Annotated in this window: 6 protein-coding genes and 2 pseudogenes; 4 read left to right on the forward strand and 4 right to left on the reverse strand. The window is 62.0% G+C overall.

Features of this window, described 5'->3' with window-relative positions:
* Window positions 1-80 precede the first annotated feature (80 nt).
* The 4 genes and pseudogenes from LVJ94_34430 to LVJ94_34445 all read right to left on the reverse strand — a co-directional run bounded on the left by LVJ94_34430 (window position 81) and on the right by LVJ94_34445 (window position 9,937).
* Complete coding sequence (locus LVJ94_34430) at window positions 81-3,965, reverse strand: SDR family NAD(P)-dependent oxidoreductase (protein ID WXB10774.1); 3,885 nt, start codon at window positions 3,963-3,965, stop codon at window positions 81-83.
* Window positions 3,966-4,814: 849 nt separating this feature from the next.
* Window positions 4,815-8,957, reverse strand: a pseudogene (gene fabD, locus LVJ94_34435) (ACP S-malonyltransferase).
* A 127-nt stretch (window positions 8,958-9,084) separates the two neighbouring features.
* A complete protein-coding gene (locus LVJ94_34440) occupies window positions 9,085-9,366 on the reverse strand; it encodes an enoyl-CoA hydratase-related protein (protein WXB02001.1) in 282 nt (93 codons plus the stop codon).
* Between the two features lie 321 nt (window positions 9,367-9,687).
* Window positions 9,688-9,937: pseudogene (locus tag LVJ94_34445) on the reverse strand (3-hydroxy-3-methylglutaryl-ACP synthase).
* 719 nt (window positions 9,938-10,656) lie between these two features.
* Here LVJ94_34445 and LVJ94_34450 point away from each other — a divergent pair.
* The 4 genes from LVJ94_34450 (at window position 10,657) to LVJ94_34465 (ending at window position 17,483) form a co-directional block, all read left to right on the forward strand.
* Window positions 10,657-15,117: an FkbM family methyltransferase gene (locus tag LVJ94_34450; GenBank protein WXB02002.1), complete on the forward strand. Its 4,461-nt coding sequence runs from the start codon at window positions 10,657-10,659 to the stop codon at window positions 15,115-15,117.
* Window positions 15,118-15,170: 53 nt separating this feature from the next.
* Window positions 15,171-15,980 (forward strand): 3-hydroxyacyl-CoA dehydrogenase NAD-binding domain-containing protein, encoded by an 810-nt coding sequence (locus LVJ94_34455; protein ID WXB10775.1) that lies wholly within the window; start codon window positions 15,171-15,173, stop codon window positions 15,978-15,980.
* Between the two features lie 8 nt (window positions 15,981-15,988).
* On the forward strand, window positions 15,989-16,234 hold the full coding sequence (locus LVJ94_34460; GenBank protein ID WXB02003.1) for a phosphopantetheine-binding protein: 246 nt from the start codon (window positions 15,989-15,991) through the stop codon (window positions 16,232-16,234).
* Between the two features lie 187 nt (window positions 16,235-16,421).
* Complete coding sequence (locus LVJ94_34465) at window positions 16,422-17,483, forward strand: HAD-IIIC family phosphatase (GenBank protein ID WXB02004.1); 1,062 nt, start codon at window positions 16,422-16,424, stop codon at window positions 17,481-17,483.
* Window positions 17,484-17,517: the final 34 nt, after the last annotated feature.

A 17,517-nucleotide genomic window follows, 5' to 3' on the forward strand; every position in this document is an offset into this window, starting at 1 on the left:
CCGAATAGGAATTGGCGCGAGTGGTGCCGGCCAGGGTCGCGCGTCTGAGATAGTCGAGGAGGCGCGCTTCGTTTTGCTCGCTACCCGTGCCCATTGCCCGCTCCAATGTCGAACGTATTGTCGAGAAGCTCGAAGAGCGTTTCGGTATCCGCCGTGATGATGCGATTGGGCAGAGAGGCGGCATCGGCTTGCGCGGAAGCGACGTTCACCGAGTTCGAGAGGAGCGAATTCATCTTTGTCGCGAGGGCCGTACGGAGCTTGTCGGGAAGATCTCGTGCGGAGACAGAGGCATCAAATCGATCGAGTGCTGCAAGCAAATCGTCCGCAGAAAGGGTCGACTGTGGTTTCGCTGTCGAGAGTACCCGGTCGAGCAAAAACTTGGCGATCGCCGCGGGCGACGGGTGATCGAAGGCGAGGGTCGCGGGCAGCGTGGTGCCGACGCGTCTGCCGAGCGCATCGCGGAGCTGAAGGGCCGTGTGCGAGTCGAGGCCCAGCTCGCCGAGTGGACGATCGGGGGCCACCGCGTCGGCGCTCGAGAGCGACAACAGACGCGCGAGCTCGGCGCGCACCGCGTCCATCACCGCCGCTGCACGGCGCGGCGCATCCATGGCGCTCAGCTCTCGTGCCCACCCATGCGAAAAGTTCGGCTCACCCACGCCCGCGTGGGGGCCGGCCTTCACGGAGGCCGCGACGTCGTCCGAGGGCGGTGCATGGCGGGTGTCCGCCCCCACGCTATCGGACACCGACGGCCTTTCGGACTCTATCCAGTACCGCTCTCTCGCGAACGGATAGGTAGGCGCGCTGATACGCTGCGGTCGGCGCTCGCCATAGAGTCGACTCCAATCGACATCGAGCCCCTGCACCCACGCGTCCAAAAGCTCGCCGAACTTCTTGGTTTCGATGAATTCGCTGGTCGCCTTCCGACGCTCTTCATCGGAACCAAAGACTGCCAAAATCTCTCTGTCCGGTTTGACCTGTCCAGAATAGAGGCCAAGAGTCGTCTCTTTGCCGTCGACGAATTGCTGCAGTCGCTCTGCCAGCTCTGCAGTCGAATGGACGAGGAGGCCCAAGCGGGCCTCCATCGCGTCCCGCCCTACTTGGAGTGTGTAAGCAAGGTCCTCGAGACGGAGGTTGGAAGCCGGACCTGCCTCGCGCTGAATGAAACGCAGAAGCTTTCCAGCATACTCTCGCACGCGCTCCGTGCTCCGGCCCGACAACACGACGACCGCCGGATCGGGAGCCTCGAGCGTCGCGCCGACGCTCGCGCGATGCCTTGGCTCCGCCCTGTATTCCTCCAGGACGACATGAGCATTCACACCGCCGAAGCCAAAGCTGCTCACCCCTGCGCGAAGCGGCAGCATTTCACCCGCGTCGTCACGAAGAGCCTCCCACGGTCGCGACTCTTGTACGATGTAGAAGGGACCGTCTCGCAGATCGATATTCGGGTTGATTTGCTCGCAATGAAGGCTCTCCACCAGCCTTCTGTGTTTGAATTGCAAGAGCACCTTGATCACGCTGGCCACGCCGGCGGAGAGCTCCGAGTGGCCGATGTTCGTCTTCACGGAACCTATGCCACAGTGCGGGCCGGCCATCTCGCCACCTCCGCTCTCTCGAGACAGCTCGGCAAATGCGGTCCTCAGCGCATTGACCTCGATGGTGTCACCCAACTCCGTACCCGTACCGTGCGCTTCGATGTAGCCCACCGTGTGGGGATCGATACCCGCCTTCCTGTACACTTGAACCAGCAAGTCGGCTTGAGCCTTGGGATTGGGCGCTGTAAGCCAAATGGCTCGTCCGCCATGGTTCTCGCCGCTCGAACGAACCAATCCATAGATATGGTCACCTGCGGTCTCGGCATCGCTCAGTCTTTTCAAGAATAGGATGCCCACCCCTTCACTCCGCACATAGCCATTCGCGCGGTTGGAGAAGCTCTTGCACCTACCATCCTCACAAAGCAGCCCCTCTTGGTCGAACCGAATGAACGGATCCGGCGTGACGAGTGTATTGACTCCACCGACGATCGCCTGGTCGCAATCACCCCGTTCGATCGCGGCGATCGCCCGGTGTATCGCCACGAGGGACGACGAGCAGGCGGTGTCGATGGGCTCACTCGGGCCGTGGATGTTCAAGACATAGCTCATACGATTGGGGCCCATCGATGGCGCGATGCCCGTGGCGCTGTAGCGGTCGACGGCAAGCTTGGAGCGAGCGATCAGGCTGTCGTATCCGTTGCTCGCCGTCGCGACGAAGATTCCCGTGCGGCTCCCCGAGATGCTGGCGGCCGAATATCCTGCGTCCTCCAGCGCGAGCCAGATATAGGTCATGAGAAGTCGCTGGTGGGGATCCATGATCTCCGCTTCTCGAGACGATATGCCGAAAAATTGTCGGTCGAACTCATCGATGCCGTCGATGAACCCTCCCCACTTGATCTTCGTCTTGTGCTCTCCTTGTTGCGGATCTCCGTAGATTGCTTTCCAATCCCAGCGCTCTTTCGGGATCTCCTCGATGCAGTCGCGACCGGCTTGCAGGTTGGCCCAGTATTCATCCAGATCCGCGGCCATCGGGAACTTCCCACTCATCCCGACGATGGCGATGGGTTGCCGGTCATCCATTGCGGGCATGGGATGACGCGCTATCGGGGTGCTCCGGTCGCGGCTTCTCGAAGTTTCGAGGTGTTCGTCGGGTTCATCGTCGCCTCGCGCTTGGATCGGCACGGCAAGCATCGGCACGGCAAGCTGCCGCGCGAACGCGCCCCCATGCTCCTCCACGAGATACTGCGCGAAATCGCCGATGGTAGAATGGTCGAAAAAGATCGCGGCGGTCAGCTGGAGGCCATACCGACGATTGAGCCGATGGGCGAGGTCCGTGAGCGTGATGGAGTCGAAGCCGTACTCGCTCAACTCGCTCTCGACATCCAAGTCCTGCGCCTCGAGCTTCATGGTTTCGCAGATCGCCTGGATGAGGCTCTCCTGGATCCTGCCAAGCAACTCCGCGTGCTGGCGATCCATCCGCGCGGGCTCCGCCCTTGCGCCGGGTCCAGGCCCGGCCTTGCTTCGCAGCGGTGGAAGCAACGTCTGCTTCATGCGCTCGAGCAGTCCCTCCACGACCATGATGCGTGACTCGCTCGAAGCCAGGCATCGATAGAACGCCGCAATACCGGACGTGGTCCGCATCGGCACCATGCCGACTTTGTCTCGCAGCATCTGCTCAGTCGCCTCGTCGGGCTTCATGCCGCCATCCCTCCACAACGGCCAGTCGATCGACAGCGTGCGGCCACTGCGCTGGTGGGCTCCGCAGAGCGCACTGCGGTACTCGGCAAAGGCGTCCATGAACGCGTTGCCGGTCGCATAGTCCGACTGCCCGGCGTTCCCGATCTCCCCCGCGGCAGAGGAAAACATGACGAAGAAGTCCAAGTCCAAGCCCTTGGTCGCCTCGTCCACGTTCACGAGCCCGCCGACCTTGGGCGAAAGCACTTCGCGAAATTCTGCGGTGCTCTTCTTCGGAATGTGGTTGCGGCGATGCACGCCGGCCGCGTGAATGACCCCTTGCAGCCCGCCGAATCTGCTCTGAATGGACGCGACGAGGGCCTCGACGGCGTGTCGATCCGAGACATCCACGACCTCGTAGACGACCCGGGCACCGAGCTTCTCCAGCGCCGCGATGCGCGCCTTGCGCTCCGGGCTCAATGCCGAGCGACCCGTCAGGATCAAGGTCACCCCGCGGATCCGTTCCGCGATTTCGGTAGCAACGAGGAGGCCCAGTCCACCCGCGCCCCCCGTCAGCCAGTAGACGCCGTCGGTCCTCCACGGCAAACTCTCCACGTCAGGGACGGTTGCGGCGGCCAACGATGCAACCCAACGCTTCCCGCTGTGGTAGCGGACCTGTCGGTCCTCTGCCGACTGCGCATTTTCTCGCAGCCTGTCGAACAGCTCCCGCGCGGCTCCGTCGCCCTCGAGGGCGATCACCTGCCAGGCGAGCCGCGGGTGCTCCAGCTGGGCCGACTTCAACAGCCCCGACAGCGCGGCAAGGACCCGGTTGGGGCCATCACCGGGAACGGCCACCTGGATCAGGACCTTACCCTTGGGCCGTGTCTTCAAGATCTCCTGGATGGCCTCGAACAGCGCCACCGCGCAGTGTTCGAAGAGCGCGTCGCACGATCTCGCTTGGTCGAACGACCGGGTGTCGACGATTCGAACGCGGGTGCCGGGCGCAAAATCGCCCGGCAACCCTCGCAGGTCTTCATCGAACCCGCACACGAAGACATGGGGCTCCGCGTACGCGGGCTCGAGCTGTGAAGCGGGACGGGCGGCCTTCTCTTCCCACACCGTTCGCAGGAGCATGGTGCCGACCTCGGAGCTCTGCGCCTCCGAGGCTTCGAGCTCCGCGGCGGAGCTCTCTCTCAGGCTCGTCGTGCTCCTTCTCCAGTAACGGTCCTCGGCGAACGGATACGTGGGCAGACTGATTCGCCTGGACCTGCCGCGCATGCTCCCCGCTTCTGCGGTCCGACCGTCGACGTTCCGGTGGAGCAGCGCCCAGTCGATAGGGACTCCGGTCACCCACGACTTCGCCAGCTCGACGAGCTCTTCCTCCTGAAGCCACTTCCGAACCTGATCACGGTCGCCATTGCCACGAGCGGTCTTGGTCACCTCCCCTCGAAACCACCTCACCCCGTGCGAAGCATCGGCCTCCGCGTCGCCAAAGGCGGCCAGACGATCCATCAGCTCATCCAGGCTCTGAACGAGGAAGACCGCCCTGCTGCGCATCTCCTCCCGACCGATCTGAAGCGTGTAAGCAAGATCTGCAAGATCGATCCGCGTCCGCGAGGTCCTGCTTTCACGAAGGAACTTCAGAAGGTTCTTCGTCGCCTCCCGAAGTCGCTCTCGATTCTTGGCCGACAGAGGAACAATCCTGATCGGGCCGACGGCTCCAAAGTCGGGCAAGTCCGAGGCGCTGACGTTCCCTGCCGGGCCCTCCTCGATTACCGCATGAGCATTGGTTCCACTGAAGCCAAAGGAGCTTATCGCGGCAACGCGTGAGCCGGCCGGCCAGTTCTTCAGCGTCGTATTGATGTAGAACGGACTTTGTTGGAGTGATATCGCAGGATTCAGCTCTTCATAATTGATGGTCGCAGGGATTTTTCCGTATTTGATGGAGAGCAGGGCCTTGATCATTCCCACCAGGCCGGACGCAAACCCCGTGTGCCCAACGTTCGATTTCACCGAACCGAGGGCGCAGAACGCCTTCTTCGACGTAAACTGTTTGAATGCGCTGACCAAGGCATTCACTTCGATGGGGTCCCCCAAGGTCGTACCGGTACCGTGCGCCTCGACCATCGTGATGCGTTCCGGATCGATGTCGAACTGCCGGTAGATCCCGGTCTGCAGCTCCATCTGGGCTTTGCCGCTAGGGGCGGAAATGCCGTTGGTCTTCCCGTCGTAGTTGATCCCCGAGCCCCGGATCACACCATAAATCGAATCGTTGTCGGAGAGCGCCGCCGACAACGGCTTCAAGACGATGGCGCAAACGCTCTCCGAAAAGATCGTCCCGTCCGCTCGCTTGTCGAACGAAAAGCACTTTCCTTTCGCCGATAGCGCGTAGGTTCTAGATAGATATCGGTAGGCATTGGGGGTCACCATCAGGTTCATGCCCCCCACCACCGCCATCTCGACCTGCTTGGTTGCGATGTGAAGGCAAGCTTCGTGGACGGCAACCAAGGCCGAGGAGCACGCAGTCTCGAGACAGATGCATGGCCCTCGCCAATCGAACAAATAGGCGATCCTGCTGCACTCCAGAGAGGGAACTTGAACGTGGTCGCCCGAGTAGTCGCCAACGCTTCCGCCGACGAAGAGGCCCACGTTCTTGCCCGACCACGAGCTTGCCTTGTAACCGGCGTCCTCGACCGCCCTCCAGATCTCTTGCAGGAGGAGTCTGTACTGGGGCTCCATCCGTTCCGCTTCCTTCGGAGAGATATTGAAAAACAACGGATCGAAACGGTCGACGTCGTCCACGAAGCCCGCATGACGGGCGTAGATCTTCCCTGCCTTGCCGGGCATGGGATCGAAGATGCGATCGATATCCCAAGTCTCCCTGGTGATTTCCTCGACACTGTCGATTCCGTTCTGCAAGTTCTCCCAGAACTCATGAATGTTCTTGGCGCCGGGAAACCTTCCAGAGATCCCGACCACAGCGACGGGTTCGAGGATGCGATCCGTCGCCCCATCGTTCCGACGTCTGACGCCATCGGAGCGCACGTCGGCCGTCGAAGAGCGCGATGGTGGGGCGCTGCTACGACGCCGCATCTGTTCCAATCTTTGCCGCGCTTCGTCGTGCGAGATCCGCTTCTCCTTGAGATCGGTCAGAATGGCCCTTGCTTCGATCTTGTCCCGCTCCAGGTGCCGTCCCGACAATCCAACGCCGAGCCAACGGCGGTGCGTTCGGACGGGAAGCGCCCCCACTGAACCCCTGACCTCGAGCATCAACGCCGAAAGGAACGCGGAGAAGCCGTCGTGAATGGCTTCCATGTCCCCTCGAGCCATCACTTCGGGGTTGTAAAACCAGCGGCAGTGGTCTCCCGCCTCGGAGACGCGGAACTTCAGATCAAAGTCGCGCCCGGGAGCTTCCTCGGGGTTCGCCTCCTCGACGACAACGGCAAGTCGCGCGCGGGAAGCGCCGCCATGTCGCGCTGCAAGATCGCGCAGGTAGCTTCGACCGACTTTCGACGATTGCAGCCGACCCAGGATGTCGTCAATGGCCGCTGCCAGCGGGGCGTCGACGTCGACGTCGACCACCAAGGGAACAGGGTGGGCGAAAAAGGACTCTAGATCGTGAATCTCATCGCGCAGCGTCGCGTGCATGAAACCGATGCTGAACGTTCTCGCAACCGAAACGCGGGACAGATAGATCACGTACGCTGCGATCAGAAAGCCACTCGGGCGCCAGCTCTCATGAGCTTTCAAGAAGGCTTCCACTTCGGCAAGCGGAAGGAGGCCATCGTGGCACCGCACTTCATTCTTGGCCGTCGCCAGCGCCGACCTCGCTGACGAGACCTCGAGAGGCCTTCCGCGGTCGAGGCGTTCTCTCCAAAACTTCTCGCGCTTCGCCACGGACTCCGCCAAAGTCGCGATCTGCCTTTTTCGATCAGAGCTCACGTCCGTAAAGCGGTATCCCTCGCGAAGACCGAACCGGGTGACGAAGCCGGAGATGGAGAGCTTCTCGCCGTCGATCGTTCGCAGCTGCCGAATCACGACGTCACAAGAAGCAGTGGCGACCGTCAGCTCATGATCGTGGATCGCCGTGACGGTTCCGGGGGCGGCTTCGGACGTCGAGGACGAGAGCGCCTCCAGTTTGTCCACGATCACCCAGCCGTCTTCGATGGCCAATTTCGCCGTCGCCAGGGTGTTGGGATAGCCGCCAAAATCGAGCGCCCGGACGAGCGCCTCCATCTCTTCCCCATCCATTTGCCAGGACAGGATCCCCGCTCCCGTGGGCTTCTGCACGAGGGTGAAGTAGCTACGCTGACCGAAGTCCTGCTCCCTCGGATGGACCTTCTCCGAGACCAACTCCGGGATCATCTCGGCGAAGGCTTTGACACCGGCGCCAAAACACTTCGCGTTGAGGCTCAGCGCTGTTTCCTTTGGACTGATGGCAAAGAGAACCTGCTTGAGGATCTCGCCTCCATCGATCTCAGGCACCATCGTGTGCCATGTGATCCCATGCTCCCGCTCCCGATGCAGGAGGGCCCAGGACGTTGCGTGTACCCCCGCATACTTCGGCAATGGCGCGTCGTGGAAGTTGATCGCGCATTTCGCGGGTGTGGATAAAATCTCTTCACTCAAGATCACCCGGTTTGCGACGCTGAACAGATAGTCATAACGGCTTCGGTTCAAGACATCGATGGCTGCTGTCGAGAACCAAGGCACGCCATGGGCCTGCGCCCAGCGGTGCACTGCCGGGTCTGGCGAGATGATTCCGCGAATGTCCCACGAGGCTTTGACGAGCTCTTGAGCACACAAGATCAGGAGCGTGCCTTCGCCGACGACAAAGCAGCTGATGTTGGCGTTCTTGCGCGAGATGGCAGACCTGTCCTCTGGTGCCGCTCTCCCGTCCGCCGCTGCCATCGGTCTCGCCTTGCTCGCTGCGTTCGTGGAAGCCACCGGCCCGAAGTCCTTTCGAATCGCCACCATCAACTTCGTCAGCACATTGCCCACGCCCAACTCTTCGAAAACCGTCTCGCCCCGCGCGAGCAGATACCGCATGCTCTCGAGCCACCTCACGGGGTGGGTGATCTGCTTCGCCAGATAGCGGCTGATCTGGTCTTGCCGATAGGGCTCCCCCGTCACGTTGGCGATCACCGGAATTTGCAGGGGCGAAAACTCTACGAGGCCAAGGTGCTTCTCGAACTCCGACGCGACCTGAGCCATGTAGGGCGAATGGAAGGCACCGCTCACGTTCAGAGGGATGAACGTTCCCGGGATCGCCTCGATGGCCTCCTGCGCCATCTTGAGATCGTCGAGCGACCCGGCAATCACGGTCTGCCTGGGCGAGTTGGCGTTCGCGATGTCGACCCAACTCAGATGGTTGGCTTCGAGGCACTGGGCGACCGCCTCCGGCGAAGGCCCGACGATAGCCGCCATCGCGCCCTTGGGCGCGCGACTCATCATCTCACCCCGCGTCTTCACCAGCTCCAGACCCTGCTCGAAGCTGAATGCCCCCGCAGCTTGCAGAGCGTTGTATTCGCCCAAACTGTGGCCAGCCACGAAATCCGGAGCCTTCCCGGTCTCCTTTAGCTTTTGCTGATACGTCAGCGCGTTGACCACATAAAGCGCTGGCTGCGTGTATTCCGTCCGCCCCAACTGCTTGTCGGCATCCTCGAGGCACAGCGTCTTGATCGAGTAGCCGAGAATGTCACTCGCCTGCTCGGTCCAGTCCGGGTACGCATCGAACAACGCACCGCCCATGCCCTTGGCCTGGGAACCTTGACCTGGAAAGAGATAACACGTCATGTCGCTTTGCCCTTCCTGCAGCGGACGTTCGACGGGTGCCGGCGCGCGACGGCGGCGCTCGACCCTGCCGGTGCCGTCACTCTCAGGGAAACCTCCCCGTCGTCACGTATCGCGCGATACTCTCCAGGTTGTTCGCGTCGGAGAACACGGCCTTGTTGGCCGCGACCGCGTGCGGCTTGAGCGCGGTCAACGTGTCGTTCAAGCCGTTTATGTACGTCTTGTAACGAGCGATGGATGGTTTGGACAGGCGCCGGAGGCGCAGCAAGTGCTTCCTGAGGAGAGCTTCACTGTTCGATTCGAAGGCATCGACCAGCCCCCAAGCGTGCGCCTTTTCGGCGAAGATCGGTTGCGTCGTCAGGGTCATGTGGTATCGAGCGCCTGCGCACATTCTTCGACGAGCCGATCGTCGATCGTGTTGTCGGCCGCGGGGCGATAGATCTGCATATAGCAAATATCGTCCTCGAATCGAACGCGTAGTGTTTCATAGGTCGCCGCTCGGCTCAGGAAAGCCATTGATACTCCCCGTGGTACTCCTTGATGTACTCCTGCATCGACAACTCATAGGGTCGCTGCATTCCGTCATCGATCCCAAACCGTCGCAGGCACTCCTGACCTTCCTTGTTCACGACACCGCTGAAAAACTCCGCAGCAGCCGGATCCATATGACTTCCCGAAATCGAAAAGCCGATTCCGTGCAAGCGATGATCATTTCGATCCTGCCGCAGTCCTCGTCGCTGAGCGCGTCGACGATCGGCTTGGCTGCGTTCATCCCGAACGTGACGGGGTCTTCGTAGGGCAAGGTGACGGTCTTCTTCAGCATGAGCAGATTTCGAAACCTAGCTCGTGTCCAGATGGCGGTATTCGGCCAGCTTCTGCACATCCAGGCACGCGGTCCCAGCGAAAATGTTCATCGCCTCGATTCCGACAACGGTCATGCGCTCGTCTCCTGAACGAACCGGCATTTCACCGGCATTTCACCGGATGGGGGTGGGCCGGTTCGACGCGCCGGACCTCCGGGCGAGCGTCTAGCACGATCGCTCGAAGGGGACCCCATCGTTGGGAACATAGGGGCAGTACGGCACGGCGCAACCCAGTTGTGCGAGTTGGAGGTCAAAGCTCGGCGTCCCTCGCGTGGGTCGGTGAGACGAGCCGCATCGTGCCACTGGCGCCATCGGAGCGGCGTGGCGCGGATCGGTACCTTGCTCCCGCGGGCCCCGAGGCTTATGGATTCGCAGGAGTTCCGTTCGCGGGAGTGGATATGCCGAGATCGGAAACATGAACGTAAGCTCCATTCTAGAAAACAACGTCACGGCCGGACGCGCCGATAGAGTCGCATTGCTTCATGGGAAAGCAGCATGGACTTATGGCGCCTCGATTGGCGCGACGAACCGAATGGGAAATGCATCGAGGCAGCTCGATGTCCGCGTCGACGACCGCGTTCTGCTGCTATTGCCCGACAGCGCGGCGGTTGCGATCTGCTTCTAATGAGGACGATATCTGTCTGTCCAGCTCCAAGCTGTTTGACGCCTACGGACTAGGTAACAGCATCGGATATCCCTTCAGCGCAGGGGCGACCACCGTGTTGAACGCCGATCTGGAGCCTTGAATGCAAAATCCCAGCCCCCTCCGATCCCGCATCATCACACTCAACGAAATGAGGGCCCTGCGCAGCGCGGAGGGCATCCTCGGGGCGATCATCTATCAGAAGGCCGAGGCTGAGCCCTGGCCGCTCCCCGTGGAAGTGCCGCGGATCTACGCGCAGATGGTGAGGCCACAGGACGAGAGCGTCGCCGAAATATGGTACAGTTCGAACCCCGTGCGCGTTGAATCCCCGGGTACGGTGACGTGCGCTCACGACGGTGAGTACATCTTCGTCGCGGCCGCCTTTACTGAGAACGACGGCGGCTTGGAGGCGCAGACCGAGCGGCTCTACTTGGAGAGCCTTCGTTTGCTGGGGCGCTTGGCCTACACAGCCATATGCCGAATATGGAACTACGTCCCGGCGGTCAATCAGCCCGATCGAGACGGCAACGAGCGCTACAAGGTGTTCTGCTCCGGCAGGAGCAAGGCGTTCTCGCGGCACTTTTCGCAGGCCGATCCCCTGTTCCCTGCCGCTACCGGGATAGGAAGCATGGGCGGGGACGTCGCGGTCGTGTTCCTGGCGAAGAAGGCCGAGGAAGTGATCCACCTCGAGAATCCGGCGCAAACCCCCGCCTATCTCTATCCAGAACACTACGGGCCCAGATCGCCCAGCTTTGCGCGCGCCACCTATGCGAGAAATAGGGTTGGAGATGGCTACCACATCTTCGTCTCCGGCACTGCCGCCGTTCTCGGCTACCAGAGCGTCAACCGGGGCGACATCGCGAGACAGGTGGAGACCTCGATCGAAAACATCAACCGAGTCGTCTCCGCGACCAACCTGAACGCATACGGAATCAACGGCGAGCACGGCGCGTACAACCTGGGCTCCGTAAAGGTCTATATTCGGCACGCTCACGATTTTGCTGCGGTCAGGAAAATGTGCGAACAGCACTTTCCGAAGCGCCGCATCGCCTATTTGCATGCAGACATTTGTCGGTCGGACCTCGACGTCGAGATCGAAGGTATCGCCTGCGGCGAAGCTGGGCCGAACGTCCCACTGACCTTGAGGGACTACTTCACGTGGCAAACGGTACGCAATGCCAGGAAGCCTGCGTACATTTATCTCGACGAGAATGGCGAGGTTCGAGATCAAATCAGCTTTCTCCTATTGAGGCACAGAGTGTTCAACGTTGCCTCCTGTTTGCAGAGGCGCTTCGGGAAGGGTGAGAAGCTGGCATTGGCCTACGCGACGGGCATCGAGTTTGCCGTCGCCTACTATGCGTGCGTCTTGTCCGGCATCGTCGTCATTCCCATCCCTGCGGGAGATCAGATTGAGATCGATTCTACGTTGCGTGGCATCCGGCTCGCTGCCCGTACGTCGAAGGACGGGCTGACCGTTCTGTGTGACAGTCATACGAAAGAGAGCGTCCTTCAGCATTCGCTGGAGAAGACCGAGCTATTGACCCTCGAGGATCTGTGGGACAAGCATCAGAAGTCATTCCAGTTCGTTCTCGTGGACCCGGATGATATCGCCACGCACTGGATTACGCCGGATTCGTCGGGGGACGCTCAGCTCATTCCGCTGAGCCACAAGAGTCTGGTCGAAAAGGCCAATGCAGAAATAAAGACCTGGAATTACACGAATCAGTCCGTCTCCGTGTCCTTGGTGCCGCACCATCGCTATCTCGGTCTGGTGTTCAATCTGATCGTGCCAATCTGTAGCGGGACCACCGCCATCTCGATGGCCCCCGATGCCTTTGCGTGTGGTTCGACGACGTGGGCTCGAGCGATCCCGCATTATCGAGCCACTCATGCCATCGTCGCCACAGACGCGGATGTGGACGGCGCGGACAGCGCAGACCGTCTACAGGTCGCCGTGATGCGCACGCCGATCGAGCACCGCATTGTGCTCAGCGATGTTGCTCTCGACACGATCGACACACCAATTGCCGCGGAGGCGCCGGCCTCACACGACGCGCCAGAGCACGCGCCTTCGTTGTTGGTGCGAACCTGGGAAGACAAAAGCTACGTTCAAGCCTTGCAAGAGAGCTCCACCAACCCGTCGGTGAGCGCGCCGGCGTCCGTGCCGAAGGAAAGGATCATACTCGCCTTGCTGGGCGGGCCGACGGCGTCGGGCATCGAGGCCGGCTTCGAGATCGTGCGAGGACAACCATCGGCTTTGCCCGAGACCGGGCTTGTTGGGGTCTATGGGGCGGACCCGGATGACTTCCGCGCCGCCTACCTGCTCGACGCTTCGCGGACGGCAAGCGTGGTCGAGCGCCCGGTCGCGGTGGGCGCTGCGCGGTGTCGTCCGGTCGCGCTGATGTTCCCCGGACTGGGCGATCAACACCTCTACATGGGGGAGCAGCTTTATCGGCACGCGCCTGCGTTCAAGCGAGAGATCGATCGGTGCGCAGAGATCTTGAAACCCGAGCTCGGGCTCGACCTACGCGACGTCCTCTATCCGGCGCGCGACACCAGCGAGGCTCCGCCCGCGGTTCCGAAGGGGGTTGACCTTCGAAGGATGCTGGGGCGCGACGGTCGTGCACCGACCGCCAACGAGCGGCGATTGAACGAGACGCGGATCGCGCAGCCGGCTCTCTTCGTCGTCGAGTACGCGCTTGCTCGCTTGCTGATCGCGTGGGGCGTCCAGCCGGCGTCGATGCTTGGTTACAGCCTCGGCGAGTATGTCGCTGCTTGCCTGTCCGGCGTCATCGGCCTCGCGGACTCGCTCGCGTTTGTCGCGCGAAGGGCGCAGCTGTTCGAGACGCTTCCCCCGGGCGCGATGTTGGCTGTCGCCCTGCCCGAAGACCAGGTCCGCACGCTGCTCGGAGCCCAGCTCGCCGTGTCCGCGGTCAATGGGCCGGAGCTCTGCGTCGTAGCCGGTCCCCACGAGGAGATCGAGGCGTTCGAGAAGCTGCTCGCCGGTCGCGGGATCACGGGCCGTCGGGTTCAGACGTCCTATGCGTTTCACTCCCCGATGATGCAACCGCTCGCGGATCGCGTGACGGCCCTCGCGCGCACGTTCAAGCTCGCAGAGCCCACGATTCCTTACACCTCCAATGTCACTGGGAAGCTCATCACACCTGCGGAGGCCGTCGATCCGCGCTACTGGGCCACCCATCTCACGCAGCCCGTTCGCTTCAGCGAAGGACTACGAACGCTCGCCGCGCAGCCCGATCTCGTCTTCGTCGAAGCAGGTCCAGGTCAGACCCTGAGCAGCATCGTGATCGCGTCGCCCGATGTGGCCGGAGGCGCGCGCGTGGTCGCTCCGATGATGCGCAACGCCTACGATCGCCAATCGGACATGGCCGTCCTCCTGAAGGGCATCGGCCGGCTCTGGGTCAACGGCGCAGCCGTCGAGTGGAGTCGACTCCCCTCTCGTGCCCTTCCAAGCGGGGCACCGAGCGTCGCGGCATCCAGCGTCGCTGCCCAGCCTCCCGCCACCGAGGCCGCGATCGAGACCGCGACCGAACGCCGACTCCTCGAGATTTGGCGACAGCTCTTTCGCCGAGCCGACATCACGTCGGCGAGCTCGTTCTTCGATCTCGGTGGCAACTCGCTGACCGCGACGAAGCTGGTTCCGCGCCTCCAGAAGAGTTTCGACGTGAACGCTTCGTTGAAGCTCGTGTACCGCGCCCCGACGCTGCGATCGATGGCGAAGGCGATCGACGATCTTCGTTTCAATCCAAACGCTCTCCCGGAGGCGCCCCTCGTCTCGCGCCCGACGCCCGCGACGAATGCTCGACTGCGGCTGTCGAACGGCTTCGTCGTCAACCACCAGAACGAGGCTGAGACACGTCATTTCTACGACGACATCTTCGCCCACCGTTCGTACGTCAGGCACGGCATCACGATTCGTGACGGTGCCTGCGTGTTCGACGTCGGCGCGAACATCGGGCTCTTCACGCTCTTTGCTCATCACGAAGCGAAGGGCGTGCGCCTCTTCTCTTTCGAGCCGGCGCCGGAGACCTTTGCGCTCCTGGAGAAGAACGTCGCGGAGCACAGCGTTCGAGCGACGACGCTGAACTACGGGCTGTCGAACGTCGCCAGGGAAGCGTCGTTCACGTTCTATCCCCGCAGCTCTGGGATGTCGTCGTTCCACGCGGACGCGGTCGAGGAGAAGCACAACCTCAAGTCGATCATCGCGAACGAGCGGCGCCTCGGCGGCGCCGTGCAGGCCGACGCCATCGCCCACGTCGAGGGCGAGCTGCTCGACGTCCGCTTTCAGCCGACGGTCGTCACTGCAAAGCTTCGCCGGGTCAGCGACGTCATCCAGGAGCATCGCGTCGAGCGGATCGATCTGATGAAGATCGACGTTCAGAAATGCGAGGCTGAGGTGATCGACGGGATCGACGAGCACGACTGGCCGAAGATCCGTCAGATCGTCCTCGAGGCACACGACGCCGACGGTCGCGTCGAGGTACTTCGCGGGCGGATGGTAGAGCGCGGGTTCTCGGTCATCGTGCAACAGGACGAGCTCTACGTCGGTACGAACATCTACAATCTCTACGCCGTTCGGAAGGAGCCCTGATCGTGGAGGGAAACGTGCACTACGAGACCGTGGGCGTCGTCGGGGCAGGCGTGATGGGGGTCGGGGTCGCTCAGAGTCTCGCGCAGACGGGGCATCGCGCGATCGTCGTCGACGTCTCCGACGCGGTTCTCGAGCGCGCGCGCAAGGAGATGAAGAACGGGCTGCGCGCCGTCGCCCTGTTCAAGAAGCCCGCCATCGATCCGCGCGAGGTGACGAGCCGCGTCACGTATACGACGGACTATCAGGCGCTTTCGGCGGCGAGCTTCGTGGTCGAGAACGTCACGGAGAAATGGGACATCAAGAAGGACGTCTACAGGCGGCTCGATGAGATTTGCAAACCGGAGGTAGTCTTCGCCGCGAACACGTCGGCGATCTCGATCACGAAGATCGGCTCGGCGACCAAGCGTCCGGCGCAGGTCGTGGGCATGCACTTCATGAATCCGGTGCCCATGAAGCCAATGGTCGAGGTGATTCGCGGCTACCACACGACGCCGGCCACGCTCGAAGCCGCCAAGCGCTTTCTGGCGGAGATGGGGAAAGACTGCATCGTCGTCGAAGACTCACCCGGTTTCGTCTCGAACCGCGTCTTGATGCTGACCATCAACGAGGCGGTATTCCTCCTCCAGGATCGCGTCGCCGAAGCCGTCGAGGTCGACCGGATCTTCAAGACCTGTTTCGAGCACAAGATGGGCCCGCTCGAGACCGCCGATCTCATCGGTCTCGACACGATCCTGTACTCGATCGAGGTGCTCCACGAGAGCTTCAACGACGACAAGTATCGACCGTGCCCGCTCCTGAAGAAGATGGTCGACGCGGGCCTTCTCGGACGCAAATCCGGACACGGATTCTACCGCTACGAGTGAGGGCGCCAATGGATGCCATCGAGACGAAGATCAACGCGTACCTGACCCGTTTCTTTCCGGGAGTAACCCTCGGTCTCGACGACGACATTTTCAGTCTTGGTTTCGTCAATTCGATGTTTGCCCTCCAGCTCGTGACGTTCCTGGAGCATGGCTTCGAGATCGAGATCGAGAACGAGGACCTCGAGCTCGACAACTTCAGATCGATCGGCGCGATGCGTCGATTCGTAGAGCGCAAACGGTCCGACGCTGGGTGATTTTTGGAGAGCGAGGCGAGGTGATGGCGGGTTCAGCTCTGGAGCAGGCGAGCGAGGCTCAGGATCGATGGTTGTCGCGTCTCGCGAGACCAGCTCGTTGGTCGCCCGGGCCTCGGGATCTCCCAGGTCGCGGCGACGGCGCTCGATTGCGGGCGGGCGGCGTCGACGTCGCAGCAGGGAGGCGCTCTTGAGCAAGGCCGGTAGCGACGCGCCGAGCGGCAAGGACAAGCACGTCAAGTGCGTCGTGTGGGACCTCGACAATACGCTCTGGGACGGTGTCCTCCTCGAGGATCGCAGCGTCAACTTGAGAGGCGCGGTAGTCGAAGTGATCCGCACGCTGGACGAGCGGGGGATTCTCCACTCGATCGCCAGTCGGAACGAGCCCGACGTCGCAATGGCGAAGCTTCGCGAGCTCGGTCTCGACGAATACTTCCTCTACCCGCAGGTTCATTGGAACGCGAAGTCGACCTCCGTCCGCGCGATCGGCGAGGCGCTGAACATCGGACTCGACACCATCGCGTTCGTCGACGACCAGCCGTTCGAGCGAGACGAGGTCCGCTTCGCGTTGCCGAACGTGCGCTGCATCGACGCCGCCGACGTTTCGAAGATTCCGCTCATGCGCGAGATGACCCCGCCTTTTCTGACCGAAGACTCGAGGATGCGACGCCGGATGTACCTCGCGGACGTCACGCGAAAGGAGGTCGAAGCGGCCCACTCGGGGAGCCCAGACGAGTTCCTGGCCTCGCTCGAGATGCGCTTCACCGTGGCGGCGGCGAAACAAGAGGATCTGCAACGCGCCGAGGAGCTGACGGTTCGCACGAACCAGCTCAACGCGACCGGCTACACCTACTCCTACGAGGAGCTCGATCGATTCCGTCTATCGTCCGACCACGAGCTCTTGATCGCGGGTCTCGACGACAAATACGGTACCTACGGGAAGATCGGGCTCTCGCTCGTCGAACGCTCCGGTGACGTGTGGGCGCTCAAGCTCTTGCTGATGTCGTGTCGGGTCGTCTCGCGCGGCGTCGGCACCGTGCTCCTGAACGACATCATCCGTCGCGCGCGCGCGGCGGGGGTCAAGCTCCGTGCAGATTTCGTCCCGACGGCCCGAAATCGGATGATGTACATCTCGTACAAATTTGCTGGGTTCCGTGAAGTCGATAAGAGAGACGACGTCGTCATCTTGGAAAACGACTATTCCCGGATCCAAGCCGCGCCCCCCTATCTCGAGCTGATCGTCCCGCCTTAACGCGCAACCCAGTTGTGTCGATCCTGAATCGTCA

It is taken from the genome of Sorangiineae bacterium MSr11367, from assembly GCA_037157805.1.
Lineage (GTDB): Bacteria > Myxococcota_A > Polyangia > Polyangiales > Polyangiaceae > Pendulispora > Pendulispora rubella.